Raw genomic sequence first — 26,768 nt, forward strand, 5'->3', positions numbered from 1 at the left:
ACCCCTGCCTGACGAAGCACACCACCATGGCCTCCCTGGGTCTTACCGACGCAACCGGACTTGTCGGCGTTGCCGCCTACGTTGCCGCGCATTTTGCCGTGCAGGTCCTGCACAAATCCCCGACTGGCAGGCTGGCCGTCGTCCTCAACGTGATCGGGCCGAGCTGCATCCTGATCTCGCTGGCGGGCGCGTTCAACCTGGCGTCGTTCCTGACCCAGTGCTTCTGGCTGGCGCTGACGCTGCTGGGCTGGTGGCGCAACCGTCGGCGGGGCCACAGTGGGCGGGCGGTGGTGGAAACGCTGGGCGGGCCGCGTCCCGGCCAGCCCGTGCAGCAATAGCCAGGGCGGCCTAGTCGCCTGGCAACGGCGATACAAATCTTCCGTTGCCTTGGCTCCCCGCCGTTCCTATACTCACCGAAACACCATAGGTTATCTAATTTACCTATAGTGAATCAAAAGAACCGGAAACGCCACGCACCCTTGGAAACGGGTGTCTGGCAACCCCGGGATGACAACAGGAGACAACCATGACGAAGCCGCCCAAAATCCCCGCCACACATTCCCGACCGTCGTAAGCCGGCAGGCAGTACCGCAACGTACCCACTCAGACCGCAGACGGCAGACCGTGACGGAGCCTCGCTCCGGCAACACGCAACACGGCAACCGGGAAGCAAGGAGACATCGTGTATTCACAAAAAGACGTGCTGTCGCTCGGCGCGCAGGCGCCGCTCGCCCCTACGCAGCAACCGCAGCAGCAAACCCAGCAACAAGCCCCATCGCATGAACTGCAGCGCACCCTGACCTGGAAGGATGCCTTCTGGGTGACCAGCGGCGTGCCCGCGGGCGTGCTCTTCACCATCGGCGGCGTGTCCGCCACCATCGGCAACCCGGCCTGGGTGATCTGGGTCCTCGCCATCCTGGTCGGCTTCGCCCAGTGCTTCGTCTATGCCGAGATCTCGGGCCTGTACCCGCACAAGTCGGGCGGCGCGTCGGTGTACGGCGCGATGGGCTGGGTCCGGTACAGCAAGTTCGTCGCACCGGTCTCGGTCTGGTGCAACTGGGTGGCGTGGTCGCCGATGCTGGCGCTCGGCACCAGCCTGGCGGCCGGCTACATGCTGAGCGCGCTGTTCCCGGCCGATTCCGTCATCAACACCTGGCAGCTGACGCTGGTGGACCTGGGCTTCGTCAGCAAGGGCCTGACACTGCGGGTGAATTCCACCTTCCTGCTCGCCACCGCGTTCCTGCTGGTCACCTTCAAGCTGCAGCACAGCGGTGCTTCCGCGGCGGCGACCACGCAGCGCATCCTCGGCATCGCCTCGCTGACGCCGCTGGTGGTGATCGCGCTGGTGCCGCTGTTCACCGGCGACATGCCCTCGACCAGCTTCTTCCCGCTGCTGCCGCTGACGCACGACGCCTCCGGTGCCGCGGTGCTGGGCGGCTGGAACGCCGCGGGCATCAGCACGGCGATGGGCGCGATGTTCCTGGCGTGCTGGTCGACCTTCGGCTTCGAGACCGCGGTGTGCTACACCCGCGAGTTCAAGGACCCGCAGAAGGACACCTTCAAGGCGATCTTCTGGTCCGGCGTGCTGTGCCTGTTCATGTTTATCGCGGTGCCGATCGCCTTCCAGGGCTCGCTCGGGCTGCAGGGCATGCTGGCGCCGGACATCATCGACGGCTCCGGCGTGGGCGCGGCAATGGCCAGGTTCGTCGGCGGCGGCGCGGTGGTGTTCAACGTGATCGTGGTGATGCTGGTGCTGGCGATCCTGCTGATCGTGATGACCTCGATGATGGGTTCGTCGCGCACGCTGTACCAGGCCTCGGTCGACGGCTGGCTGCCGCGCTACCTGTCGCACGTGAACGAGCACGGCTCGCCCACCCGCGCGATGTGGACGGACCTGCTGTTCAACCTGTTCCTGCTGCTGATGTCGAACTACATGGCTGTGCTGTCGATCAGCAACGTCTGCTACATGATCTTCGTGTTCCTGAACCTGCAGTCGGGCTGGATCCACCGCATGGACCGCCCCGACTGGCCGCGGCCGTACAAGTGCAAGAACTGGCTGCTGGCGCTGGGCGCGTTCCTGGGCTTCTTCGACCTGGCCTTCGTCGGCGCCGGCGCCAACTTCCAGGGCGAACACACGCTGCGCAACGGCCTGATCGCCGCGCTGCTGATCGTGCCGGTGTTTATCTACCGCCATTACATCCAGGACAAGGGCCGCTTCCCCGAGTCGATGCGCCGCGACATGGAATTGCCCAACGCGCGCGCCGGCGTGCTGCCCTATGTGGCGCTGGTGGTCGGCGGGCTGGTGGTGTGGATTGCCGCCAGGCTGACGGTCATTACCTGATGGCCCGGGCGGGCCGGCGCCGTGCCGGTCCGCCTTCCCTCCCGCATTCCCCAAATTCCTGAGTTCCGAGGTACCGCCATGACTGAAACGCTCCGCGTACGCGTCGGCCGCGTCGAGCCGCTGGCCGCCGGCATCAAGCGCTTCACCCTGCAACCGTGCGACGGCGGCGCGCTGCCCGCCTTCGACAGCGGCAGCCATGTCGTCGTCCACATGGACGGCGGCCGCCTGCGCAACGCCTACTCGCTGACCAGCACGCTGGGCGAGCCCGGCCATTACCAGATCGCGGTGCGGCTGGAGGAAGCCTCGCGCGGCGGCTCGCGCTACATGCACGAACAGGTGCGCGAAGGCGACGAGCTGCATATCGGCGCGCCCGGCAACCTGTTCAGCCTGGACCACGGCGCCGGCCGCCACCTGCTGATCGCCGGCGGCATCGGCATCACGCCGTTCATGACGCATATCCAGGCGCTGGCCGCACGCGGCGCCGCCTTCGAGCTGCATTACTGCTTCCGCAACACCCAGTCCGCCGCCTTCCTCGACGTGCTGCCCGCCACGCTGCAGCCCGGCCAGCTGCACCTGTATGAGAGCGACAACGGCACCCTGCTCGACATCCCCGCGCTGATCGCGGCACAGCCTGCCGGCACCCACGTCTACGTATGCGGCCCCGCCCCGCTCAACGACGCCGTGGTCAACGCCGCGCGCGCCGCCGGCTGGGACGCCGCACGCATCCACTTCGAGCAGTTCCGCAACGAAGTCGACGCCACCGGCGGCGCCTTCGAGGCCGTGCTGCAAAAGAGCGGCATGACGCTGCAGGTCGGCGCCGACGAATCGCTGCTGCGCGCGATCGAGAAGGCCGGGATCAAGGTGGACTGCATGTGCCGCGAGGGCATCTGCGGCTCGTGCGAAACCGCCATCGTCGAGGGCGAGGCCGACCATCGCGACCAGTACCTGTCCGACGCCGAGAAGGCGGCGCAGAAGACCATGATGCTGTGCGTGTCGCGGTGCAGGGGCCGGCGGCTGGTGCTGGATCTGTAACGCAGCCGGCGGCTCATGCCGGCAAGGCAGCCCTCCGGCTGGCCAACGCGTCGCACGCGGCGCGTGCATCCGCCACCAGCCGGGCCACGATCCGCCCGGCCGGTTCGATCGCATCCGCGAAACCACCCGCCGGACCGAGCGACACGATGCCCGCCTCGACCTCTCCGTCCAGATAGACGCGCTGCCGTGTGCGCGACGACAGGATCAGGTCGCCAAAGGCCGCGTGACTGCGCGCACCTTCGCGGCGAGCTGCGCGAACGCCCGCCGCGCGGCGGCTTTGGCGTGTTCAAGCGGCCCGCGCGCAAGCCGTTGATCGCGGCGGTCGAAGGCGTGGCGGTCAGCGACCGGTATGCCAATCATCGACTGCCAATTGCGCGACGCGCGCGAATTCCCGGATATTGTGCGTCACGAGAATCAGGTTGCGCGCCCGCGCCTGCCCTGCAATCAAGACGTCATAAGGGCCGATCGGCGTACCGACGGCCTCCAGCTGCGCGCGAATCTCGCCGGCATGCTGAGCGTCCTCGGCATCAAACGGTACCACCTCGAACTGCAACGCTTCGATGCGTGCCAGATTCGCAGCCGCCCGCTGACTCTTGTAGGCACCATAAAACAGTTCATGGGCAACGATTGCTGGCAGCCCGAAATCGGACGGCAGGTGCGCACGCAGTCGTTCAAGCATGGTTGGCTCTCCCTTGAGCATTGCTATCACTGCGTTGGCATCGAGCAGATATTTCATTCGAAGACATCCAATCCAGGACGCTCCTGTCCAGCCGGTTGGGTGACTGCTGCCGACTCAAAATCGGCATCAACCGGTCCGATGAGCGGGGTCAACCATGCCCAGTCTTGCGGGACAGGTTCCAGGATCACCGCGGCCCCGTGCCGACGGATCCGGACCTCCGTACTGTCAAACCGGAAGTCTTTGGGCAGCCGTACGGCTTGAGAGCCGCCATGGCGGAAGATTTTCGCGAGTTCCATCTCACCCTCATGTGTATCTACAAAACATAGATATGTTATGCGATCTTAGTCGCCGATTCAAAGGGCCAGGAAGCCCTTTGCATCACTTTTAGGCACTCTGAGCGAGACTTTGGCCTTTTAGCGGTTTCATCGCCCGTGGCGGTGAAACCTCGCGCGCGGACGGAGTGCCAGTACAAAGCTCCAGAGCCATCGGTTGCGGTAGTCGATCGCGTCGCCTAATATGCAACCTTATAGTTGCATATCTATCCACTCAGGAGACCGCCCATGCCTTCCGACACCGACCGCATCGAACGCAGCATCCTGATCGAAGCCCCCATCGCGCGCGTCTGGCACGCGCTGACCGATGCCGATACCTTCGGCAGCTGGTTCGGCGTCCGCTTCGACGGCGCCACCTTTGCCCCCGGCGAGCGCGTGGTGGGCAGCATCACCTATCCGGGTTACGAGTACCTGAAATTCGATGTCCACGTCGAACGCATGGAGACGGAACGGCTGCTGTCGTGGCGCTGGCATCCGGCGCCGCTGGAACGCGGGCGCGATTACTCGGACGAGCCGGCCACGCTGGTGGAATTCACGCTGCGCGAGGTGGACGGCGGGACCATGCTGACCGTGGTCGAGTCCGGCTTTGACCGGATTCCGCCGGAACGCCGCCAGGAAGCGTTCCGTATCAATAGCGGCGGCTGGGATGCGCAGGTCGACAATATCCGCCAGCATGTTGCCGGCACAGCCTGATACGCTGCCGGACGCGCCGGGGCTGCGGCAGTCCGCCGCGGTGTTTGCCGCCCTCGGCGATGAAACCCGGCTGCGGCTGGTGGCGGCGCTGTGCGCCGGCGGCGCGATGTCGATCGCGCAGCTGACCGCGGGCAGCGCGATGACGCGGCAGGCGGTGACCAAGCACCTGCAGGTGCTGGCGCAGGCCGGGCTGGTGCGCGACAGCCGCGCCGGTCGCGAGCGCCTGTGGCAGTTCGAGCCCGGCCAGCTCGATGCCGCACGCCGGTCGCTGGAAGCGATCGGGCGGCAATGGGAGTTTGCGCTGGGCAAGCTGAAGCTGGCGGTGGAAGGCGAGCATTAGCTGCCGGTTTGCTCGCCTCGCAAGCAACGAAAGCCTACTCCATCACCGCTATACTGACAGCCCCGCCCATTCCAGCGAGAGGAAGCGCGCAGTGGCTGACCACGACCTGTCCAGGCTCAAGATCGACCGGCAAGCCGCCGCGGCCGGCGTCCGTATCCGCCCGCGGCGCCGGTGGTTGCGCTACGCGGCCGTCGCGGTGGTGCTGCTGGTGCTGGCCGGCATTGCCATCCGGCTGGCCGGCCCGCGGCCGGTGCAGACCGCCACCGTGACCTCCGCCTACCCCACGCAGAACTTCACGCTGCTGAACGCCACCGGTTATGTCGTGCCGCAGCGCAAGGCGGCGGTCGCGTCGAAGGCGCAGGGCCGGCTCGAATGGCTGGGCGTGCTCGAGGGCTCGCGCGTGAAGAAGGACGAAGTAATCGCGCGGCTGGAAAGCAAGGACGTGGCCGCGTCGTTCGCGCAGGCGCAGGCGCAGGTCCAGGTGGCGCAGGCCAACCTGGCGCTGCAGCAGGCCGAGCTGAAGGACGCCGAGGTGAACCTGCGCCGCTCCAGGGTGCTGATCGTGCCGAACGCGATCTCGCGCACCCAGTACGATGCCGACGTCGCGCGCTTCGACAAGGCGCGCGCGTCGGTGAACAGCTCGCGCGCGTCGGTGGTGTCGGCGCAGGCCAATGCGCGCGCGGCCGAGGTCGCGGTCGAGCAGACCGTGGTGCGCGCGCCGTTCGACGGCGTGGTACTGGTCAAGCATGCCAACGTGGGCGACAACATCACGCCCTTCTCGGCCGCGGCCGACACCAAGGGTGCGATCGTCACCATCGCCGACATGGAGACGCTGGAGGTCGAAGCCGATGTCGCCGAATCGAATATCGCCAGGATCCGCGTCGACCAGCCCTGCGAGCTGCTGCTCGACGCCCTGCCTGGCCTGCGCCTGGCCGGGCAGGTTTCGCGCATCGTGCCGACGGTGGACCGCTCCAAGGCCACGGTGCTGGTCAAGGTGCGCTTTGTCGACCGCGATGCGCGCGTGCTGCCGGACATGAGCGCCAAGATCGCCTTCCTGTCGCGCGCGGCCACCGCGCAGGACCGCCAGCCGGTGGTCGCGGTGCAGCCGGCCGCGATCGCCACGCGCGACGGCCGCCAGGTGGTCTACGTGGTCAGGGACGGCAAGGCGCACGAGATGACGGTCATGACCGGCGACAAGCTGGGCGAACTGGTGGCCGTGCAGGGCGTCAAGCCCGGCGACGTGGTGGTGCTGTCGCCCGGCGACCAGATCGGCGACGGCAGCCGCGTGACCACGGCCAAGCCATGAGCGAGGGCCGCATGAGCGAGGGCCGCATAGGCGCCGCGCCGCTGGTGCAGATCGACCATGTCGCCAAGTCGTACCGGCGCGGCGTGCAGACCGTGCCGGTGCTGACCGATATCTCGCTGGAGATCGGCGAAGGCGATTTCGTCGCGCTGATGGGCCCCTCGGGCTCGGGCAAGAGCACGCTGCTGAACCTGATTGCCGGCATCGACCGGCCCGACCGCGGCACGCTGCGCGTTGCCGGGCTGGACATCACGCAGCTGCCGGAAGCGGCGCTGGCCGACTGGCGCGCCGCCAATGTCGGCTTCATCTTCCAGTTCTACAACCTGATGCCGGTGCTGACCGCGTTCGAAAACGTCGAACTGCCGTTGATGCTGACGCGCCTGCCGCGCGCGGAGCGGCGCGCGCGCGTGGAGCTGGTGCTGGACATGGTCAACCTGGCCGACCGCATGAGCCACTATCCGTCGGAGCTGTCGGGCGGCCAGCAGCAGCGCGTGGCGATCGCGCGCGCGCTGATCACCGACCCCGCGCTGATCGTCGCCGACGAGCCCACCGGCGACCTCGACCGCACCTCGGCGGCCGAGATCCTGGCGATGATGCAGCGGCTCAATGCCGATGCCGGCAAGACCATCATCATGGTCACGCACGACGCGCACGCGGCCGCCGCGGCCGGCTCGCTGGTGCACCTGGAAAAGGGGGAGCTGATCCGTGGCGAGTCGGCGTAGCCTCCATCCACCATGTACGCGCTCAAGCTGATCTCCCGCAATGCGCTGCGGCACAAGCTGCGCACCACGCTGACGGTGTTCGGGCTGGTGATCGCGGTGCTGGCGTTCGGGCTGCTGCAGACCGTGATCGATGCCTGGTATGCCGGCGCCTCGGCCGCGTCCAGCGCACGGCTGGTCACGCGCAATGCGATCTCGCTGGTGTTTCCGCTGCCGCTCAGCTACGAAAGCCGCATCAAGGGCATCGACGGCGTGACCATGGTGGCGCGCTCCAACTGGTTCGGCGGCGTCTATCGCGATCCGAAGAACTTCTTCGCGCAGTTCGCGGTCTCCGACAACTACCTCGACCTCTACCCCGAGTTCATCGTGCCGGACGCGCAGCGCGCCGACTACCAGCGCGACCGCAAGGGCGCACTGGTGGGACGGCAGCTCGCCGACCAGTTCGGCTTCAAGGTCGGCGACGTGATCCCGATCAAGGGCACCATCTACCCCGGCACCTGGGAATTCGTGGTGCGCGGCATCATGGACGGGCGCGACGAGAGCACCATCACGCGCCAGATGGTGTTCCACTGGGAATACCTGAACGAGACCGTGCGCAAGCGCACCCCGCGCCAGGCGGACCAGGTCGGCGTCTATATATTGGGCGTCGGCAACCCCGACAACACCGCGGCGATTTCGCGCCAGGTCGACGGCGTGTTCCGCAATTCGCTGGCCGAAACCCTGACCGAAACCGAGCAGGCCTTCCAGCTGGGCTTTGTCGCAATGTCCAACCAGATCATCGCGGCGATCCGCGTGGTGTCGTACGTGGTGATCGTGATCATCATGGCAGTGATGGCCAATGCCATGGCAATGAGCGCGCGCGAGCGCACCGTGGAATACGCCACGCTCAAGGCGCTGGGCTTCGGTCCCGGCTTCCTGGCGTTGCTGGTGTTCGGCGAATCGCTGGCGCTGTGCGTGGCCGGCGGCGCGCTCGGCATGCTGGCCACGCCGCCGGTGGCCACTGCCTTCAAGCAGGCGGTGGGCGGCGTGTTCCCGGTGTTCACGGTGTCGCCGCAGACCATGCAGTTGCAGGCGGCGTGCGCGCTGGCGGTGGGCATCTTTGCCGGCATCGTGCCGGCGGTGCAGGCGGCGCGCGTGCGCATCGTCGAGGGCCTGCGGGCCATCGGCTAGCGCGAAGGAACTGCCGTGGCCATCCCGCTGACCTATATCGCGCGCAACCTTTGGGCCCGACGCCTGACCACCGCGCTGACCGCGGCCGGCCTGGCGCTGGTGGTATTCGTCTTCGCCACCATGCTGATGCTCGACGCCGGCCTGAAGAAGACACTGGTCACCACCGGCGAGCACGACAACGTGGTGGTGATCCGCAAGGGCGCCGAGACCGAGATCCAGAGCGCGGTCAACCGCGACCAGGCGAGCATTATCGAGATGCACCCGGCCGTGGCCATGAGCGGCGCCGGCCGTCCGCTGGCGTCGAGCGAGGCGGTGGTGCTGATCTCGCTGACCAAGGCCAGCACCGGCCAGCCGTCCAACGTGGTGATCCGCGGCATCTCGCCCGCGGGCATGGACCTGCGCCCGCAGGTGCGGCTGGTGGCCGGGCGCATGTTCCGGCCGGGCTCGTCCGAGATCATCGTCGGCAGCAGCATCGCCGGGGGCTTTGCCGGCGTGCAGATCGGCGAGCACCTGCGCTTTGCGCAACGCGACTGGACCGTGGTCGGCCACTTCGATGCCGGCGGCAGCGGCTTCGACTCCGAGATCTGGGGCGATGTGGACCAGCTGATGCAATCGTTCCGGCGCAATTCGTATTCGTCGATGGTGGTCAGGCTGGCCGATTCCGCGCTGTTCGAGCGCTTCCGCGCCGATCTCGACGTCGATCCGCGCCTCGCCGACGAGGCCAAGCGCGAGCAGGCCTTCTACAGCGACCAGTCCAAGGCGCTGTCCGGCTTTATCAATATCCTGGGCTTTACGCTGTCGACCATCTTCTCGATCGCGGCGATGATCGGCGCCATGATCACCATGTATGCCTCGGTGGCCAACCGCGTGGCGGAAATCGGCACGCTGCGCGCGCTCGGCTTCCAGCGCGCCAGCGTGCTGACCGCGTTCCTGGCCGAAGCGGCGCTGCTGGGCCTGGTCGGCGGCGCCGCGGGCCTGGCCTGCGCGGCGCTGATGCAGTTCGCCTCGTTCTCGACCACCAACTTCCAGACCTTCGCCGACCTGTCGTTCCGCTTTATCCTGACCCCGGCGATTGCGCTGCAGACGCTGGCGTTCTCGATGGCGATGGGTCTGGTGGGGGGCTTCCTGCCGGCGGTGCGGGCGGCGCGGATGAATATTGTGGAGGCGTTGCGGGCGCGTTGATGGTTGATGCTACGCCGCCCGCTGGTTTGCTCCCCTCTCCCGCTTGCGGGAGAGGGGCCGGGGGTGAGGGCCAGCGCCTCCACGACAGTTATGTCCTGAAAAACCACTGCCCCCGCTCGATGTGGTTCCCAGCTAGACCACCCCTCACCCCAGCCCTCTCCCCATGAGGGGAGAGGGAGAACACCATCGCCCTTGCGCCGCCCATCCTTTCCTTGCCTTCTCCCCGGTGTCCGACTACAACCCGTAGTGATGCATGCTACGCGTCAGGACGCCCCCCGATGAACCTTGACCTGCTGGCCTCATTGCTGACTGCCGTGGTGGTGCTGTTGATCGGTACGCTGGTCAACCGCAGCGTCGGCGTGCTGTCGCGCTACAACATCCCCGATCCCGTCACCGGCGGCCTGCTGTTCGCGATCGTCGCGTCGACGGCGATGGCGGCGGTGAACTTCCGCGTGGTAATCGATCCCGCCATGAAGCCGGTGCTGCTGCTGATGTTCTTCGGCGGCGTCGGCCTCTGCGCCGATCTGCGCATGCTCCGGCGCGGCGGCAAGGCGCTGGTGATCTTCCTGGTCATCCTGCTGCCTTATATCGTGGTGCAGAACGTGGTCGGCGTGGCGATGGCGCGGGCGCTGGACCTGCATCCGATCTTCGGCCTGGTAAGCGGCTCCATCACGCTGGTGGGCGGGCACGGCACCGGCGCCGCCTACGCCGAGCGCTTTGCCGAGGTCAACAACCTGCAGGCGGTGATGGATTTGTCGATGACGGTCGCCACGGTCGGCCTGATCATCGGCGGCATCATCGGCGGACCGGTAGCGCAATACCTGATCTCGCGCTACCGGCTGCGCTCGACCGCGCGCGAGGCCGGCGACACCGAGGAAGAAGCGGCGGCGGTCTCGCCCATCACCACGGTCGGCGCGCTGGCGTCGCTGGCCGGCATCCTGGCCGCGGTGATCGGCGGGCGCTGGATTGCCGCGCAGATGCCGACCGGCACCATCACCATCCCCGGCTTTCTCTGGTGCATGATGCTCGGCATCGCCATCCGCAACCTGCTGCCCTTTGCCGGCATGCGCTTCGACGACCGCGCCACCGACCTGATCACCAATGTCTGCCTGTCGCTGTTCCTGGTGATGACGATGATGGCGCTGGACCTGGCCGACGTGGCGCTGTCCGCCGGCCCGTTCCTGCTGATCATCGCGATGCAGGTGGTGTTCATCATTCTCTACGTGGTGCTGGTGTGCTTCCGCTTCATGGGGCGCGACTACGAGGCCGCGGTCAGCTCGGCCGCGTTCATCGGCTTCAACATGGGCTCGACCGCCACCGCCATGGCCAATATGCGCGCCATCACCGCGCGCTACGGCCCGGCGCCGACCAGCTACCTGATCACGCCGCTGGCCGGCGCGTTCTTCGTCGACCTGATGAACGCGTTCGTGCTGACCATGATGCTGGCGCTGCCGCTGATTGGAGGCTGAGATGGGAGCTGAGATGCGGCGCCACACCCTGCTGACACTGCTGCCCCTGCTGTTCGCCGTGCTGGCCAGTGTTTTGCTCGCGGGATGCGGCGGCGGCCCACCCGCCGACGGCATCCGCGCCGGCGTCGAGGAACGGCTGGCGCTGGCGCTGCCGCCGGGCACGCTGCAGGTGGTGGAGCTGGAGCGCCGCGGCTCGCAGGCCGACACCAAGGCCCCCGCCGGCGAAACCCGCCGCATCGTCTATTTCGACGCGCAACTGAAGCTGCTGCGCGACTATGACTTCGGCGCCTGGGATTCGCCCGGCGTGGCCGGGCTGGTGTCGGCGCTGGGCGCGGGTCCGCGCGGCATCACCGGCATCACCAGCGGCGGCAACAAGGCCGGCGACATCATCCGCGCCCACGGCACCGCGCTGTACCGGCGCGACGGCGAGCGCTGGGTCGGCGTGCTGCCGGCCGGCTACCGCCCGGCCGAGGCCCCGTCCGTTGCCACCAATGCGCAGACCGGCCCGGCGGCGATCCTCGACGCGATGCGCAAGGTGATCGACTCGGTGCAGAAGGATGCCTCGCCGGCGCAGCGCGCGGTGATCGAGCAGGAGCTGACCACCGCGCACGCCAATATCCGCGCGCGGCTGGCGCGGGTCAATGAGGGCTATGCCATTGCCGCCGGCGCCGAGCACGGCCAGTACTTGCGCTTTGCGCAGGCGCTGGTGGCCGGCACGCGCGTGCGCGCGATGCCGCTGGTCACGCACGGCGGCGAAGAGAACCTGCGCCTGCTGCGCGCGGGCAAGGTCTCGGTGGCGCTGGCGCAGGGCGATGCCGTGCTCGACGCCTACGAAGGCAAGGACGCCTTCGCCGACGACGGCCCGCAGGCATCGCTGCGCGCCATCGGCAGCCTCTATCCGGAGCCGGTGCATGTGCTGGTGCGCGAGGGCGATCCGGCGCGCTCGGTGTCGGACCTGCGCGGCAAGCGCATCGCGGTGGGCGAGCGCGGCTCGGCCTCGCGCGGCACCGCGCTGCGCGTGCTGGCCGCGCACGGGCTGGCGGACAAGGATTTCAAGGCCGAGGAAGTGGGGCTGGGCACCGGCCTGGTGGCGCTGCGCCAGAACCAGGTCGACGCCGTGATCCAGGTGATCGGCGTGCCTGCCGACAGCATCCGCGATGCGCTCGCCGAAATGCCGCTGCGGCTGCTGCCGCTCGACGAAAAGGCCATCGCCGCGCTGGTGGGCCGCAAGGCGGGCTATTTCCGCGCATCGATCGCGCCCGGCACCTATCCCGGCCTGAGCGCGCCGGTGCGCACCATCGCCACCGCGGCCGTGCTGGTGACCGGCCCGGACCTGTCCGACGCCGAAGTGGCCGACCTGACGCGGCTGGTCTACCGCAACGGGCGCGACCTGGTCGCGCGCGGCAGCGCCCAGGGCGGACAGATCGCGGTGGCCACGGCGCGCCAGGGGCTGATGATTCCGCAGCATCTGGCCGCTGCCAAGACGCTGGACGCGATGGGCCCGGCCGGCGCCGCGCCGGGCCAGGCAAGGCCTGCCCGGCCGCCGGCAGCGTCCGGGACGCAGGTCAGATAAGGGTTGCGGGGACGCGCTGGCCGGCTTCAGCGCCGGCCCGATACGCCGTAGAACGTTCCTGCGCGTGGATTAGACACCACATAAGCGTGGCGCTGCGCCCAGAACTGTGCGGTACGGAAGGCTTCGGCCTCGCGCTCGCTCCAATCCGTTGCCAGCAACGGCAGGGCCTCGGCATCGGTGGTCAGGTAGACGCGCGCCTGGTAGCGCGCGGATTGCATGGTGCCGGTACGGATGGTGCGGATCGTGACGTGGAGGGTCATAGGCAGCTTCTCGACAGGGCAACTACCAAATCATAACCACTTCCATGTGTTGGATTGGTGAAACCGTTGCGAATGTGCCAACGCCGGCAACATGCCACGTTGCTGTCAGGTTCCGGCGCCAGCGCCGACATACCGGCATCTTCGTCCCTCCTGGAGCCTGACATGCCCGCCCGGCCCGCCATTCTCGCCGTGACCCACCTCGCCATGCTGGCAGTCGGCTTCGCCGCGGGCATCTATGTGCTGCCGATCCTGACGGCGCAGCCTGGCGCCAGCGCCGCCCAGGTGCAGGCGGTATCGCAGCAGGCGCGCTATGCCGGCACCTTTCGCAAGGACCTGGCCGGCAGCGACGCGCTGCACTGGGCCAGCGGCCGGCTCCATGTCTCGGCCAGCGCGCTCGCCTTCGAAGGCAGCGTGGCACCGGGGCCGGACTACCGGATCTACCTGGCACCGGCGTTCGTCGACAACAAGCAAGCCTTCCTGCGAATCAAGGACCAGTCCCTGCAGGTCGGTGAATTGAAGACCTTCGGCAATTTCACCGTGGAGTTGCCGGCGGGGGTGGATCCGTCCCGGTATGCGGCGGTGGTGATCTGGTGCGAGCGGTTCGGGCAGTTTATTGGGGCGGCGGGGTATCGGTAGCCGTATCGGTAAATCGCTGCCGCTCGCTGGCACCGCCGCTGACCTGCTGTGCGATTGCATGTTTGCGAGTGTTGGTCACGCTGGCATCCATTACATGACCTTCGCGCCAACGCGCGAAGCGGCCATGACTTCACCACCATGCTTGTCTGGGTCAAACAGGGCAAGCTTTTCCGAAAGCGTGAGTGCGCGGCGACCGACTGGCCTAATGGTTATGCCGATTTCATCAACAGACAACTCGACTTCCTGACCTTCGGAGAAATTTGCCGAACGAGCCACCGCAGTCGGAATCCGGACAGCCAGGCTGTTGCCCCATTTTTGAATCGTCGAGGTTGCGCTCTTTCGCATGATCAGCCCCAATCAATGTCGATGAGAGTATCGACATCAGCCAAGCCATATTTCAACACGTATCAACTTCGATGCCGAGGTAGCCGTCGCGTCAACGCGCTCGCATCGAGGCCGGTCGCAGGAACGATCACGGGCGCGACAGGGGCAGGCTCAAGATAAGTCCCCGGATCAAGACAACACAAGGAAAAAAGGGCCGATCAAAACAACCGGCCCAACGAACCCCGCAAGACCAGCCGCAGGTGTCGATATGAGAGTTAAGCACCCGCCCGTGCAGGCCGCGCCTGCCGGGCGGGCATCAGGCAGCCAATACTCAGAAGCGGTGACGCAGGCCGATGGTGGCGCCGGTCTGGTTCTCGCCGGCGACCACGGTGCCCACGCCGTTCAGGCCCAGCGCCGAGCCCGACTTGTTCTTCGAGTAGCCCACGTTCAGGTACACGTCGGTGCGCTTGGACAGCGAGTAGTCCGCCGACAGCACGAACATCCACGGATCCGCGTCGCTGTTGCGGGTGTCGTTGTAGTACGCCGCGCCGGTCAGCTGGAACGCCGGGGTGAAGCGATACTGCGCGCCGGCCCAGTAGACGTTGCTGCGGGTCGTGGCGGCGGTGGCGCTGGACACGCCGTCGTCGCGCAGCCAGCGGTAGCCCGCGAACACCTTGGCGCCGCCGAAGGCGTAGGCCGCGCCCACGGCCGCGCGCTTGGCGGCGCGGTCCTGCAGCGCCACCGTGCCGCCCTGGAACTGGTCGTACGCCGCGCCGACCGAGAAGCCGCCCGCCGCATACGACAGGCCGCCGCCGAAATTGCGCCCGACCTTGGTCTCGCCCGGGATTTCGGTGTTGTCGCGGCCGAAGCTGTAGAAGCCGGTGGCGGTCAGGCCGCCGAACTTGCCGGTGTACTTGACGGCGTTGTCGGCGCGGCCGTTGAAGGCCGAGTCGACGCTGTTGAGCGAGTAGCGCGGGCCCACGCCCATCGGGTCGAAGGCGCCGAACAGGTCGTACAGCGCGTTCTGCTGGCGGCCCAGCGTGACCGCGCCCCAGCCGCCCTGCAGGCCGACGTAGGCCTGGCGGCCGAACAGGCGGTTGCCCTGGCCCGAGGTGCCGGTGTCGACGTCGAAGCCGCTTTCCAGCACGAAGATGCCCTTCAGGCCGCCGCCCAGGTCTTCGGTGCCACGCAGGCCCCAGCGCGAGCCGGACAGGTTGCCCGAGTTCAGGCGCACGGCCGTGCCTTCGGCGCCGCCGCTGCCCGGCACGTTGCTGATCACTTCGACGCCGGCATCGACGATGCCGTAGAGCGTCACGTTGGACGTGGACTGGGCCGACGCCACCCCGGATGCGGCCGACGCGGCCGCTGCTGCCGTCATTGCAATGAGAGCTTTCTTCACTGTAGTTTCTCTGTGTTCTGTTTGAGGCACGACACCGCACCGGACCCAGGGCACGATCGTCATGGCGATCGGAGCCCAGCCGGGCAACCCGGCAACGGCGCATCGTCCGCACGAGTGGCGGCCCCGGCATTGTGGCGGCGCAATATGAAAGCTTTGTGACCCATGCTTCGCAGCAGGAAGTGGCGCATCGCGCCCGGATGGGGGTTTTCCCTGTAACGGGCGGGAACGTTTTGGTAGGATGCAGGCTTTTCCGACGACGGTAATGCCAGTGTTTCGTGCCGCCCCGCGCCTGTGCCTCGCCCGCTTCGCCTCATGAAGCTGGCTGAGATCAAGACCCGGCTTGCCCCGCTGCTTGCCTCGTTCCCCGCCTCACTGCCTGCCCCCGTCCGGCAAGGCCTGTCTCGACTGGCGGCGCGCACCGCGCGCGCCGGCCTGACCCGCCCCGGCACGCTGCGTCCCACCCGGCGCGGCCTGCTGTTCGGCGTGGCTGCGATTCCGGCAGCGCTGCTGCTCTATGTGCTGGTGCTGATCCCGTTCACGCCGGGCATCAGCGATATCCGCAAGGCCAAGTCCGAGCAGCCGGCGCAGGTGCTGTCCGCCGACGGCAAGGAGCTGGCGGTGTTCAAGTGGGCCAACCGCGACTGGGTGCCGCTCAAGCAGATCTCGCCCAACGTGGTGGCGGCGCTGATCTCCACCGAGGACCACCGCTTCTACCAGCACCACGGCCTGGACTGGCGCCGCATTGCCTCGGCCGCGCTGCATACGTTTTCCGGCGACCGCCAGGGCGGGTCCACCATCACCCAGCAGCTGGCGCGCAACCTCTACCCCGACGAGATCGGCCGCGCCCCCACGCTGACGCGCAAGCTCAAGGAAGCGATCACCGCGCTCAAGATCGAGGCGCTCTACACCAAGGACGAGATCCTCGAGACCTATCTCAATACGGTGCCGTTCCTGTACAACGCCTTCGGCATCGAGATGGCGGCGCGCACCTACTTCGACCGCCCCGCCCGCACGCTCGACGTGCTGCAGAGCGCCACGCTGATCGGCATGCTCAAGGGCAACAGCTACTACAACCCGGTGCTCAACCCCGAGCGCGCGCTGGACCGGCGCAATACCGTGCTGGGGCAGATGGTCAAGCGCGGCAAGCTCGACGCGGCGCGCTACGAGCAGCTGAAGAAGCGCCCGCTGCGCATCGACTTCGAGCGCCAGACCGAGCCGCCCGGCCCCGCCCCACACTTTGCGCAGCAGCTGCGCAAGTGGCTGATCGGCTGGGCCGACCGCAACGGCTACGACATCTACGCCGACGGCCTGGTGGTCCACACCACCATCGACGCGCGCCTGCAGGCCATGGCCACGCAGGCCGTGGCGCAGCAGGGCAACCGGCTGCAGGCGGTCGCCAACGCCGCCTGGGCGCCGCGCGCTGGCTGGGCCGCCAACAAGCCCTTGGTGCAGGCCTTCGTGCGCGAGACCCCGGAGTACCGCGCCGCCGTCGCCGCCGGCACCGCGCCGGACGAGGCGCTGCGCCACCTGATGGCCGACAGCGCCTTCCTGCGCGCGCTGCACCAGAGCAAGACCCGGATCCAGGCCGGCTTTTTGGCGCTCGATCCGCGCAACGGCGAGATCCGCGCCTGGGTCGGCAGCCGCGACTACACCCAGGACGCGTTCGACCACGTGCAGCAGGCGCGCCGCCAGCCGGGCTCGACCTTCAAGCCCTTCGTCTACGGCGCGGCCTTCGACGAGGGCAAGACCCCCGACGATACGCTGGTGGACCAGCCGGTGGAAATCGAGCTGGCCGGCGGCGAGATCTGGCGGCCCAGCGACGAAGGCCGCCCCACCGGCCGCGCCATGACACTGCGCGACGGCCTGGTCTATTCGCGCAACACCATCACCGCGCAACTGATGCAGGAAGTGGGCCCCGCGCGCGTGGCGCGGCTGGCCCGCAACATGGGCGTGCGCGACAGCCAGCTCGACGTGGTGCCGTCGCTGGCGCTGGGCACCAGCCCGGTCACACTCAAGGAAATGGTGGCTGCCTACGGCACCATCGCCAATGCCGGCGACTACATCGCGCCGACCATGGTGACGCGCATCGAAGACCGCCAGGGCAATGTGCTGCAGGTGTTCCGCCCCGCGCGCGCCGAACACGCGCTGTCCGCCGCCGCCACGCAAACCCTGCTCGACGTGATGCGCGACGTGATCGACCGCGGCACCGGCGCCGGCATCCGCTCGCGCTTCGGCATCCGCGCCGATGTCGCCGGCAAGACCGGCACCACCCAGGACAATGCCGACGGCTGGTTCATCCTGATGCATCCGGAACTGGTCGCGGGCGCCTGGGTCGGCTTCAACGACAGCCGCATCACGCTGCGCAGCGACTACTGGGGCCAGGGCGCGCACAGCGCGCTGCCGATGGTGGGCGACTTCTACCAGCGCGCTCTGCGCGCGCGCATCATCGACGGCCGCGCGCGCTTTGCCGAGCACGAGGAAACGCATGTGTTCGCCTCGCTGGGCACGCAGCTGCGCGGCTGGTTCAGCCAGCTGTTCACGCGCGACAAGGCCAGCGAGACCCCGGCGCCGCGCCCGGCACCGCGCCGCCCGGCCTTGCCGGCGCAGGAAGCCGAGCTCGCGCCGCCGGCAGGCGCGGCCTCGGCGGCGGTGGCGGACGGGGACCACGATGAGTCCAGCCTGGCGCTGGATCGGGGGGAGACGGTGATGGCGGTGCCGCCGGGTTTCGCTGCGGACGCGTCGGCGGCAAGTGGTGCGGATACGCCGGCAGCATCGGCGGCGGCGGTGTCGCCAGCGGCTTCAGGTTCGGCCGCCTATCCGGGCGTTTCCGCCGGTCCCGCAGTCCCGGTCCCACCAGCGGTGCCTGCGCCTGCTGCCCCGCCCGCTTATGTTCCACCCACCAATGCTCCGGCGCCGGCAAGCGGCGCCTTGCCCAACGCGGCACCGGGCTGAGGTTGGAACGTTGCCGCCCCGCGGAAAGCCGCTGCCGTCCAGGGCAACACGCGCTTGAAGTCGTCCGCGCAGCATGCGCCCCGGCAGCGACACCCTTTGCTGCAGGCCTTCCAAACTCCCGATTGCGTACTCCCTCTCCCGCGTGCGGGAGAGGGTTGGGGAGAGGGCCAGGCGTTTTGACGAAGTAATGCGCGTCGGTATGCCAGTGCCTGCCCTCACCCCCGGCCCCTCTCCCGCAGCACGCGGGAGAGGGGAGCAAACCTGCAGCAGCCTCAATTGCCTCGCGATTCAAACTCCCGATTGCGTACTCCCTCTCCCGCTTGCGGGAGAGGGTCGGGGTGAGGGCCAGGCGTTTCGACGGAGTAAAGCGCGTCGGTATGCCAGTGCCTGCCCTCTCCCCCGGCCCCTCTCCCACTGTATGGACCGGGGACATAGGTGACAGGTGTGCGAGGACATGGTTGACACTCCCGGGCAGATATCTGCCCGGGAGAACGAACCATGCCGTGGAGCGCCCGAGACACCATGAGCCTTCGCCTGGAGTTCATTGCCCTGGCTTCCCAGCCGGGATGCAACCGTCGGGAGCTGTGCCGACGGTTCTCGATCAGTCCGCAAACCGCTTATAAGTGGCTGGCCCGGCATCGGCAGGAAGGCGCCGCGGGCTTGGCCGACCGGCCCAGGCGGCCGCACCACAGCCCCGAGCGCACCGCTGATTTCCTGGAGGAACTGGTGCTGATGCTGCGCCGCGAACACCCGACCTGGGGTGGGCGCAAGATCAGCCGCAGGCTGTCCGACCTGGGCCACGCCGAGGTGCCTGCGCCCAGCACGGTGACCTCGATCCTGCATCGACATGGTCTGATCGATCCGCAGGCCAGCGCCCAGGCCACCCCCTGGCGGCGGTTCGAGCACGACGAACCCAACGAGCTGCTGCAGATGGACTTCAAGGGTCAGGTGCCCAATGAGCAGGGCGTCTGCTTTCCGCTCACGCTGATCGACGACCATTCCCGCTTCAACCTGTGCCTGGCAGCCTGCGCGGACCAGCGCCGCCAGACGGTGCAGCAGCAGCTGATTGGGGCCTTCCGCCGCTACGGCCTGCCCCGGCGCATCACCATGGATAACGGCCCTCCATGGGGAGGCGGCGACGAAGAGGGGCTGGGCTACACCAGGCTGACGGTCTGGTTAATGCAACTAGGGATCCGGGTCAGCCATTCACGGCCCTATCACCCACAAACACAGGGCAAGGACGAGCGGTTCCACCGCACCCTGAAGGCCGAAGTCCTGCAGCACCGCCGCTTCGTGGACAACACCGAGGCGCAGCAGGTCTTCGATCGATATCGCTACGTGTACAACCACGAGCGACCCCATCAGGCCCTGGACATGCAGGTGCCGGCCCAACGCTATCGCGTGAGCAGCGTGGCCTACCCGGAGGCGCTACCGGAGGTGCAGTACCAGAGCGGCGACCGTGTCTACAAGGTCGACAGCAGCGCACGGATCATAGTTGGCAACCGGCGCATCAAGATCGGCAAGGCGTTCATCGGCCAGTGGATCGCGCTACGCCCGACCCGGCGCGACGGCGTGTTGGCCATATGGTTCAGCCGCTTTGAAATCGGCGAAATTAGCCTGCACGCCGCTGCGGCGTGCAGGCCACAAGCATCACCTAGGGACGTAACCCCCTGACGTCTACAATGTGTCCACCATGTCCTCGCACATGCGTCCACCATGTCCCCGGTCTATACATCCCACAAGCGGGAGAGGGGAGCAAACCCGCAGCAGCGTCAGTTGCCTCGGGTCGATTCAAACTCCCGATTGCGTACTCCCTCTCCCGCTTGCGGGAGAGGGTCGGGGTGAGGGCCAGGCGTTTCGACGAAGTAATGCGCGTCGGTATGCCAGTGCTTGCCCTCACCCCCGGCCCCTCTCCCGCACGCGGGAGAGGGGAGCAAACCCGCAGCAGCCTCAATTGCCTCGGGGCGATTCAAACTCCGATTGCGTACCAGGCGTTCGATGCGCCGGTTGCGCTCGGTCTCTTTCACACCAACCCAATATCCCGCCCCGCCACCCCCGGAAACACCTGCGCCAGCCGCTCCGCATCCAGCCCGTACAACCTGCGGAACAGCCCGCCCAGCAACGCCCGGTACTCGTTGCGCACCGGCCAGTCGCGATCCTGGTTGAGCGTGGCCGCTTCCACCGCGACCTGTTCGCCGGCGATGCGGCCGCCGCGCACGCTGCCGCCCAGCACCCAGTAGACCGTGCCATGGCCGTGGTCGGTGCCGCGCGTGCCGTTCTCGCGGAAGGTGCGGCCGAACTCGGACAGCACCACCACGGTGGTCTTGCTCCATGCGGGACCCATCTCCGAGGCAAAGGCCGACAAACCGCGGCCCAGGTTGTCGAGCAGCCCGGCCAGCTGGCCCTGCGCGGCGCCCTGGTTGACGTGGGTGTCCCAGCCGCCCACGTCGATAAAGCCCAGGTTGAAGCGCTCGCGCATCAGCCTTGCCATGCGCCGTGCCTCGACCTCGAAGCCGCGCGCGCTGAGCGCGCGGCGGCTGGCGGCCTGCATCTCCTGCTGGCGCGACGCCATCGTGGCCGGGCCGGCGCCGGCCATGCCGCCCATGCCGCCCCCTGGCGCTTCCGCCTGCGCCTGGCGCGCGACGGTTTCGCGCAGTTCGAAGCCCTCGTCGATCAGTGACTCGAAACGCGTGCCGCGGTACATCTGTGCCAGCAGCCTGGCCTGACGCGCATCGAACGGGGCGCGGCCGGCACCCTTGAGCGAGACATTGGGAAGATCGCGCGGGCCGGACAGCACCAGCGGCAGCCCGTCGGTGAACGCCACCGGCGCAGCCTGGCCGCCCATGGCCTGGGCCAGCCGGTTGAGGAAGCCGCTGCCGCGCAGCGCGGCCGTAGCCTGGCGGCTTTCGTCATGGCCAGGCAGGCCGGCCTCGATGCCGTCCTGGGTCTCGAAGTGGCTGCGCGACAAATCATGCGTGCCGGCGAACGGCACGAAAGCCAGTTGGCACTGCTGCCACAGCGGCAGCAGGGTCGGCGCCAGCGCCGGGTGCAGGGCCCAGTCGCCGATCCCGCGCGCAGCGCTGTCGACGCCAAAGGCGGGTGCCAGCGCCACCGCGGCATTGGGATCGGCGTCGGCACCCGGCGCCGGCGGGCGGCGGATGGCGATATTGGGCCGCACCGCGTAGTAGAAATCGCTGCCGGCCGGCACCAGCACGCTGGCGGCGTCATAGCCGCCGCGCAGGAATACCAGCAGGAAGCGCGCGTCGGCCTGCGCCGGCAGCGCGTACACGCGCGAGGCGATCGCCGGCAGCGCCAGCCCCAGCGCGGCGCCACCCATCGTCTTGACCCATTGTCGGCGTTGCATGGTGTTCTCCGTTGCCTTCAGCGCTGCATCCATTCGGGCGAAGCCAGCAGCAGGGTGTTCCATTCCGCCTGCGACTCGGCCTGGCTCAGCGCGGCGCGCGTGGCGGGGCCAAGGGTGGCTTCGATCGCGTCGTAGTAGAGCTTGTTGCCGATCGTCGGGAAGCGTGCGCCGCGCGGCGTGGCGCCATCGCCCGCGAACAATCCCGCCGGCCCGGACCCGATCGCTCGCGCGATCTCGAAGCGCCGCACCATCTGCCCCGAACTCGCCCACGCGCTTTCCGCCGAGGGGTAGCCGTCGGGCGCCACGTGGCCGTACAGCGGCTCGCCCAGCTGGTTCAGCCAGTTCATCACCGGGCGCAGGTTGGCCACCTGCCGGCCTTCATACGCCAGCCGCAGCGACGACACCACATAAACCATCGGGTCCTTGAACTTGCGCGGCGACGCGCCAGCCTGCCGGTCCAGCTCGGGCGCCAGCAGCATGGTGCGCAGCACCGCGGCGATATCGCCGTCGGTGCGCGTGAAGGTCTGCGCCATGCGCTCGACCAGCGCGGGCGGCGGGTTGTCGGCAATGAAGTGAGTCGCCAGCCGGGCACTGACAAAGCGTGCCGTGGCCGGCTCGCGCGCCAGCATCGACACCGCGCGCGCCACTTCGTCGAAGCCGGACGGCTCGATGCGCTGGCCCAGCAGCAGCTTGGCGCCGAAGTCGTGGCGCGCGGGATTGAACTCGAACAGGCCGTCGCTGCGATACAGGCTTGCGCGCGCCGGCGGCAGCTTCGGCGGCGGCGTGCCGCGCAGGTTCACGCCCACGCCGGTCAGCACGCGCGCCAGTTCCTGCACGTCCTGCTGCGTATAGCGCGAACCGCTGGCGCCGCCGGCCACGCCCAGCGTATGCAGCTCCATCAGCTCGCGCGCGTAGTTCTCATTGACGCGGTTGGCGCTGCTCTGGGCGTTGTCGAGATAGACCAGCATCGCCGGCGCGGTCACCGTGGCCATGAGCAGGTCGCGGAAACGGCCCAGCGCATGCGGCCGGATCGCGCGCTCTTCGTAATCGGCCAGCAGTAGCCCGACCTGGCCCTTGCCCGCATAGACGTTGAAATGGTTCATCCAGAACCATGTCATCTGCTCGCGCAACTGCGCCGGCGAATACAGCGCGCGCAGCAGGTGGCGCCGCGCCACATCGGCCACGATCTCGCGGCCCTGCAGGTTGAGCGCCTGGCGCGCCTGCTGGCGGCTGGCGTCGTCAGGCAGTGCATCGATGCGCTGGCGCGCCTCGCGCGCGGCCCGGACCTGCGCGGCGGCGCCGTCGCGCAGGTTGGGCAGCGCGGCGATGGCGGCCGCCAGCTCGGGCGGATCGGCCAGCGGCAGCGCCAGCTGCTGCGCAAGAAAGTCCTTGCGTCCCAGCCGGCGCAGCGCGTCCAGCGAGGCCTGGTCGGCGCCATAGGTGACGGTATTGAGCCAGCGCAGGTCGGCGGCGGCCGTGGCGCCATGGCCGTCGCCCTGGCCTGTCCCGGCCTGCAGCTGCGCACAGCCTGCCAGGCACGCGGCCAGCGCCAGCGCCGCGGCGGTGCGCCAGGCGGCCAGGCGCCCACGGCCGGGCGGTTGCGGATGCTGTGCTGGATCCATGTGGTCCACCTCTTTCGATTCGATCCCCATCCACATGTTACGTGGCAAGCCCGGGCCGGTTGACGCGGCGACGCTACACGAGTGTTACCAATGCTTTCAGCGGGCGATTGCCGGAATTGCCAAGACAGCGGCGCCACGCCTCGCTAGCCTTGCGCTTTGCCCTTCCCGCTACCGCAGCGGAAACGCCTGCCAACATGTCGCGCCCCTTGTCCACTGTCGCCTGGCCGCCCGCCATGGCCTTCGTCCTGATCTGGTCCACCGGCTTTATCGTCGGCAAGGCGATCGTGCCGCTGGCCGACACCAGCCTGTTCCTGCTGGGCCGCTTTGCCGTGGCCGGGCTGATGTTCGTGGCGTGGTCACTGGCCGCGCGCGCGGCCTGGCCGCCGCTGCGCGAGGCGCCGCGCCACCTGCTGGCCGGCGCGCTGATGCAGGGCCTCTACCTGTGCGCGGGCTACGGCGCCGTTGCCAGCGGCCTGCCGCCGGCGATCATGGCGCTGCTGGGCGCGCTGCAGCCGCTGCTGACCGCGCTGCTTGCCATCCCCCTGCTGAAAGAGCTACCTTCCAGGCGGACCTGGCACGGCCTGGCGCTGGGTGCGCTCGGCGTTGCGCTGGTGGTCGCCCCCGCGCTGCGGGCCGGCCCGCACGGCGCGGCCGGCGCGGTATCGCCCGGGATCGTGCTGCTGGGCGTGCTGGCCATTGTCTCCATCACCATGGGAACCCTGTTGCAGAAGACCGCCATCGCCACCTGTGACCTGCGCGCCAGCTCGGCGTGGCAGAACCTGGGCGCCATGCTGGTCGCCGCCGCGATGGTGGCGATCCAGGCAGCCGGCGCGCCGCTGCACTGGCAAGGCGGGCCGGCGCTGTGGGCCGGGCTGGCCTGGGCCGCCATCGGCCTGTCCGGCGCCGGCACCTGGCTGCTGGTCAGCCTGGTGCGGCGCGGCCAGGCCGCCAACGCAGCGGCGCTGATGTTCCTGGCGCCGCCGCTGGCCGCGCTGCAGGCCTGGCTGCTGTTCGGCGAGCGCCTGGACGCGGTGCAGGCGCTGGGCATGGCGGTGGCAGGGGCCGGCGTCTGGCTGTGCCAGACCCGTGGCAGGATGCGGCATGCCGAAGCCGGCTGAATCCCGGCCCGCGCCGCTGGTCGAGCACCGACGCTACCGGCCGCAGCCGGAGGGCCACCAACACGGCTACCACCAGCTGCTGTTCGGCCTGGCCGGCGCCTCCGAACTGGAACTCGACGGCCACCTCTACCGCGTCGACGACCGCACCGGCCTGATCGTGCCGGCCGGCAGCCATCATGACTACATGGGCTATCAGGGGAACCTGCAGCTGGTGGCGGACTTCCCCGCGCATTCGGTGGCGCTGCCCGCGCGGCTGATGGAGCGTCCGCGCGCGTTCGCGCTGGACGGCGCCCTTGGCAACCGGGTGCGGGCACTGGCGGCCGGGCGCACGGCGTTCGGGGCACGGCCGCCGCAGGCAGACTGGCACCTTGCGGCAACCCTGGCCGCCACGCTGGCCGACAGCCTCGGCATGCCCGCCGACGGCGAGGTCTTTCCGCTGATGGCCGTCGACGCCTACCTGCGCGCCAACCTGGCCGCGCCGCTGCGCGTGCCGGAGCTGGCCGCGAATTTCGGCTGGAGCGTGCGGCGCTTCCAGACGCTGTTCGCCGAGGCCTTCGGCGATACCCCGCACCGCTACCAGACCCGGCTGCGGCTGGACCACGCGCTGCAGTGGCTGTCGAACTCCCGGCTGCCGCTGGCCGAGATCGCGCTGATGTCAGGCTACCCGGACCAGACCACGTTCACACGCAGCTTCACGCGGCGCTTCGGGCTACCGCCGGGAGCATGGCGCGCCGCCGCGCGCGGCTGAGCCCGAGCGTGCTGACCGCCTTGCGCGACCGGTTAGCGAGAGACGATATCCTGGCGCATGGGCCCCAAAATCCCCAGCAATTCCTTCTGCTCGCGTGCCGGCACCTTGAACTTGTTGAGGGATTTCACCAGGTCATCGACCAGCGCATCGAAATCGTCATTGCTGATTGCCATGCCGGCATGGGCGGTTTTCATATCGCGGCCCGAATAGGTGCAGGGCCCGCCCGTACCCGCGCAGATCTGTTCGACCAGCCGGGTCTTCAGCCGCGGAATATTGGCATTGGCGAACCGGGCGTTGATGCGCGTGTCGGTCGCCACATTGCCGACAAAATCGTCGACCACCGCGGTAATCGCCGGCATGCCGCCAAGCCGGTCATATAACGACGAAGTCGTGGCAGGCTTGGCACGATCCGGCGTTGCGCAACCGGCTAGCGCAAACACCGCCGTCAGAAGAAATCCGCACAGAACAGCAGAGATACGCATGGCTGCCTCCTTCCCTTACCGAGTGGTTACCGGGGAGTTTCCGGATCGGAGCCAGCGCCGCCGCGGCGTAAATTGCATTGTCAACTTGCGACGGTCAGGCCGACAGCGCCAGCTTCGGCTTTTTCAGCATAGCAGGTTGGTTCTGCCTTGCTTTCAGGGCGACGACGGCATGGCGTTTTCGATACCAAACGGCTAGAGTCGGAGACGACAAGACACGGATGCGGCCATGCCCAAGCCACAGATCCTCACCTATGTCGACGCCGGCGCGTCGGACTGGACCGCATGCCTGATGCGGACCATCGGCCATCAGCTGCGCGCCGGGGCCTATGAAATCCGCGCGGTGATGGCCAGCGAGATCCGGCACGACACCACGCTGTTCGACGACGCGGTGATGTTCGTCATGCCGGGCGGCGCCGACCTGCCCTATTGCGCCTTGCTGAACGGCGCGCCGAACGCGCGCATCCGGCAGTTTGTCGAGCACGGCGGCGTCTATCTGGGCATCTGCGCGGGCGCCTACTACGCCTGCCGCGAACTCGCCTTCCATGCCGGCACCCGCGGCGCCATCTGCGGCCCGCGCGAACTGCGGCTGGTCGATGCGGTGGCCGTCGGCTCGCTGCCTGAACTGACCGGCGGCAAGCTCTATGACGGCACCCCGCGCACCACGGCCGCGGTGGAACTGCGGACCACCGACAAGCTGACCGAAGTCCCGCTATCGCTTTACACCCACTATCACGGCGGCTGCCGCTTCGACTTCGCCGACACCCCCGGGCCCGGGACCGAGATCCTCGCCGTCTACGCAGACATCGCCGGCACGCCGCCCGCCATCGTCAGCGCGCAGGTCGGCGAAGGCCGCGCGCTGCTGACCGGGGTCCACCTGGAGATTTCGGAGCGCGAGTGCAAGGATGCGTTGCGCGGACACAGCGATATGTCCGAATACCTCCACGTATGCGACCGGCTGGCCCAAACCGGCGATGCGCGGCTGGCGGTTTTTCGGCGGTTGCTGGCGCAGGGTGGGCTCGAGCTGGGCTGA

At 68.4% G+C, this 26,768-nt stretch carries 25 protein-coding genes; 17 read left to right on the forward strand and 8 right to left on the reverse strand.

All coding sequences use genetic code 11. From position 1 onward, the window contains the following. The first annotated feature begins 26 nt into the window (after window positions 1–26). The 3 genes from A2G96_RS28650 to A2G96_RS28660 all read left to right on the forward strand — a co-directional run bounded on the left by A2G96_RS28650 (window position 27) and on the right by A2G96_RS28660 (window position 3,373). Window positions 27–338 (forward strand): CBU_0592 family membrane protein, encoded by a 312-nt coding sequence (locus A2G96_RS28650; protein ID WP_062803527.1) that lies wholly within the window; start codon window positions 27–29, stop codon window positions 336–338. Window positions 339–682: 344 nt separating this feature from the next. Next, a complete protein-coding gene (locus A2G96_RS28655; protein ID WP_062803528.1) occupies window positions 683–2,341 on the forward strand; it encodes an APC family permease in 1,659 nt (552 codons plus the stop codon). A gap of 78 nt (window positions 2,342–2,419) precedes the next feature. Beyond that, on the forward strand, window positions 2,420–3,373 hold the full coding sequence (locus tag A2G96_RS28660; RefSeq protein WP_062803529.1) for a PDR/VanB family oxidoreductase: 954 nt from the start codon (window positions 2,420–2,422) through the stop codon (window positions 3,371–3,373). Between the two features lie 337 nt (window positions 3,374–3,710). Here A2G96_RS28660 and A2G96_RS28665 read toward each other — a convergent pair whose 3' ends face one another. Beyond that, window positions 3,711–4,109, reverse strand: coding sequence for a type II toxin-antitoxin system VapC family toxin (locus A2G96_RS28665; RefSeq protein WP_062803530.1), 399 nt, complete (start codon window positions 4,107–4,109; stop codon window positions 3,711–3,713). Then, window positions 4,106–4,348: an antitoxin gene (locus A2G96_RS32875; protein ID WP_082819136.1), complete on the reverse strand. Its 243-nt coding sequence runs from the start codon at window positions 4,346–4,348 to the stop codon at window positions 4,106–4,108. Before A2G96_RS32875 ends, A2G96_RS28665 begins: the two co-directional genes overlap by 4 nt. Window positions 4,349–4,612: 264 nt before the next feature. On the opposite strand from A2G96_RS32875, the gene A2G96_RS28670 reads away from it, so the two are divergent. The 8 genes from A2G96_RS28670 (at window position 4,613) to A2G96_RS28705 (ending at window position 12,833) form a co-directional block, all read left to right on the forward strand. Next, window positions 4,613–5,077, forward strand: coding sequence for an SRPBCC family protein (locus A2G96_RS28670; RefSeq protein WP_062803531.1), 465 nt, complete (start codon window positions 4,613–4,615; stop codon window positions 5,075–5,077). After that, window positions 5,058–5,417: an ArsR/SmtB family transcription factor gene (locus tag A2G96_RS28675; RefSeq protein ID WP_062803532.1), complete on the forward strand. Its 360-nt coding sequence runs from the start codon at window positions 5,058–5,060 to the stop codon at window positions 5,415–5,417. Before A2G96_RS28670 ends, A2G96_RS28675 begins: the two co-directional genes overlap by 20 nt. A 91-nt stretch (window positions 5,418–5,508) precedes the next feature. Continuing rightward, window positions 5,509–6,723: an efflux RND transporter periplasmic adaptor subunit gene (locus A2G96_RS28680; RefSeq protein ID WP_062803533.1), complete on the forward strand. Its 1,215-nt coding sequence runs from the start codon at window positions 5,509–5,511 to the stop codon at window positions 6,721–6,723. Continuing rightward, window positions 6,720–7,442, forward strand: a complete 723-nt coding sequence (locus A2G96_RS28685) for an ABC transporter ATP-binding protein (RefSeq protein WP_417926434.1) — start codon at window positions 6,720–6,722, stop codon at window positions 7,440–7,442. The genes A2G96_RS28680 and A2G96_RS28685 overlap by 4 nt, the downstream gene beginning before the upstream one ends. A 12-nt stretch (window positions 7,443–7,454) precedes the next feature. After that, window positions 7,455–8,609 (forward strand): ABC transporter permease, encoded by a 1,155-nt coding sequence (locus A2G96_RS28690; protein ID WP_062803534.1) that lies wholly within the window; start codon window positions 7,455–7,457, stop codon window positions 8,607–8,609. A gap of 15 nt (window positions 8,610–8,624) precedes the next feature. Then, a complete protein-coding gene (locus A2G96_RS28695; RefSeq protein WP_062803535.1) occupies window positions 8,625–9,791 on the forward strand; it encodes an ABC transporter permease in 1,167 nt (388 codons plus the stop codon). Window positions 9,792–10,069: 278 nt separating this feature from the next. Continuing rightward, the gene (gene gltS / locus A2G96_RS28700) at window positions 10,070–11,260 is read left to right on the forward strand and encodes a sodium/glutamate symporter (protein WP_062803536.1); all 1,191 of its coding nucleotides are present in this window, start codon (window positions 10,070–10,072) and stop codon (window positions 11,258–11,260) included. Window position 11,261: 1 nt separating this feature from the next. Then, window positions 11,262–12,833 carry a TAXI family TRAP transporter solute-binding subunit gene (locus A2G96_RS28705; RefSeq protein WP_231909682.1) on the forward strand — a complete coding sequence of 524 codons (1,572 nt, stop codon included), beginning with the start codon at window positions 11,262–11,264 and terminating at the stop codon, window positions 12,831–12,833. Between the two features lie 26 nt (window positions 12,834–12,859). Here the strand turns inward: A2G96_RS28705 and A2G96_RS28710 are convergent, their stop codons facing one another. Continuing rightward, the gene (locus tag A2G96_RS28710; RefSeq protein ID WP_062803537.1) at window positions 12,860–13,093 is read right to left on the reverse strand and encodes a hypothetical protein; all 234 of its coding nucleotides are present in this window, start codon (window positions 13,091–13,093) and stop codon (window positions 12,860–12,862) included. Window positions 13,094–13,255: 162 nt separating this feature from the next. On the opposite strand from A2G96_RS28710, the gene A2G96_RS28715 reads away from it, so the two are divergent. Beyond that, a complete protein-coding gene (locus tag A2G96_RS28715) occupies window positions 13,256–13,729 on the forward strand; it encodes a DM13 domain-containing protein (RefSeq protein ID WP_062803538.1) in 474 nt (157 codons plus the stop codon). Window positions 13,730–13,819: 90 nt separating this feature from the next. Here the strand turns inward: A2G96_RS28715 and A2G96_RS32880 are convergent, their stop codons facing one another. Further along, window positions 13,820–14,074 carry an AbrB/MazE/SpoVT family DNA-binding domain-containing protein gene (locus A2G96_RS32880; RefSeq protein ID WP_082819187.1) on the reverse strand — a complete coding sequence of 85 codons (255 nt, stop codon included), beginning with the start codon at window positions 14,072–14,074 and terminating at the stop codon, window positions 13,820–13,822. A 310-nt stretch (window positions 14,075–14,384) separates the two neighbouring features. Beyond that, window positions 14,385–15,452: a porin gene (locus A2G96_RS28720; protein WP_062803539.1), complete on the reverse strand. Its 1,068-nt coding sequence runs from the start codon at window positions 15,450–15,452 to the stop codon at window positions 14,385–14,387. 312 nt (window positions 15,453–15,764) lie between these two features. Between A2G96_RS28720 and A2G96_RS28725 the strand changes: the two genes are divergently transcribed. Both A2G96_RS28725 and A2G96_RS28730 read left to right on the forward strand, forming a co-directional pair. Further along, the gene (locus tag A2G96_RS28725; protein WP_062803540.1) at window positions 15,765–18,404 is read left to right on the forward strand and encodes a penicillin-binding protein 1A; all 2,640 of its coding nucleotides are present in this window, start codon (window positions 15,765–15,767) and stop codon (window positions 18,402–18,404) included. Window positions 18,405–18,902: 498 nt separating this feature from the next. After that, on the forward strand, window positions 18,903–20,078 hold the full coding sequence (locus A2G96_RS28730) for an IS481 family transposase (RefSeq protein WP_062803541.1): 1,176 nt from the start codon (window positions 18,903–18,905) through the stop codon (window positions 20,076–20,078). 349 nt (window positions 20,079–20,427) lie between these two features. Here the strand turns inward: A2G96_RS28730 and A2G96_RS28735 are convergent, their stop codons facing one another. Then, complete coding sequence (locus tag A2G96_RS28735) at window positions 20,428–21,768, reverse strand: DUF1501 domain-containing protein (protein ID WP_062804185.1); 1,341 nt, start codon at window positions 21,766–21,768, stop codon at window positions 20,428–20,430. A 17-nt stretch (window positions 21,769–21,785) separates the two neighbouring features. Beyond that, entirely contained in the window at window positions 21,786–23,390 is a 1,605-nt protein-coding gene (locus A2G96_RS28740; protein ID WP_062804186.1) for a DUF1800 domain-containing protein, read from the reverse strand. A 194-nt stretch (window positions 23,391–23,584) separates the two neighbouring features. On the opposite strand from A2G96_RS28740, the gene A2G96_RS28745 reads away from it, so the two are divergent. Then, window positions 23,585–24,508: a DMT family transporter gene (locus A2G96_RS28745; protein ID WP_062803542.1), complete on the forward strand. Its 924-nt coding sequence runs from the start codon at window positions 23,585–23,587 to the stop codon at window positions 24,506–24,508. Further along, a complete protein-coding gene (locus tag A2G96_RS28750) occupies window positions 24,492–25,256 on the forward strand; it encodes a helix-turn-helix transcriptional regulator (protein WP_062803543.1) in 765 nt (254 codons plus the stop codon). Before A2G96_RS28745 ends, A2G96_RS28750 begins: the two co-directional genes overlap by 17 nt. 32 nt (window positions 25,257–25,288) lie before the next feature. On the opposite strand, the gene A2G96_RS28755 is transcribed toward A2G96_RS28750, so the two are convergent. Then, a complete protein-coding gene (locus A2G96_RS28755) occupies window positions 25,289–25,738 on the reverse strand; it encodes a group I truncated hemoglobin (RefSeq protein ID WP_062803544.1) in 450 nt (149 codons plus the stop codon). Window positions 25,739–25,964: 226 nt separating this feature from the next. On the opposite strand from A2G96_RS28755, the gene A2G96_RS28760 reads away from it, so the two are divergent. Continuing rightward, on the forward strand, window positions 25,965–26,768 hold the full coding sequence (locus A2G96_RS28760; RefSeq protein ID WP_062803545.1) for a BPL-N domain-containing protein: 804 nt from the start codon (window positions 25,965–25,967) through the stop codon (window positions 26,766–26,768).

The sequence above is a fragment of the Cupriavidus nantongensis genome, assembly GCF_001598055.1.
Taxonomy (GTDB): Bacteria; Pseudomonadota; Gammaproteobacteria; order Burkholderiales; family Burkholderiaceae; genus Cupriavidus; species Cupriavidus nantongensis.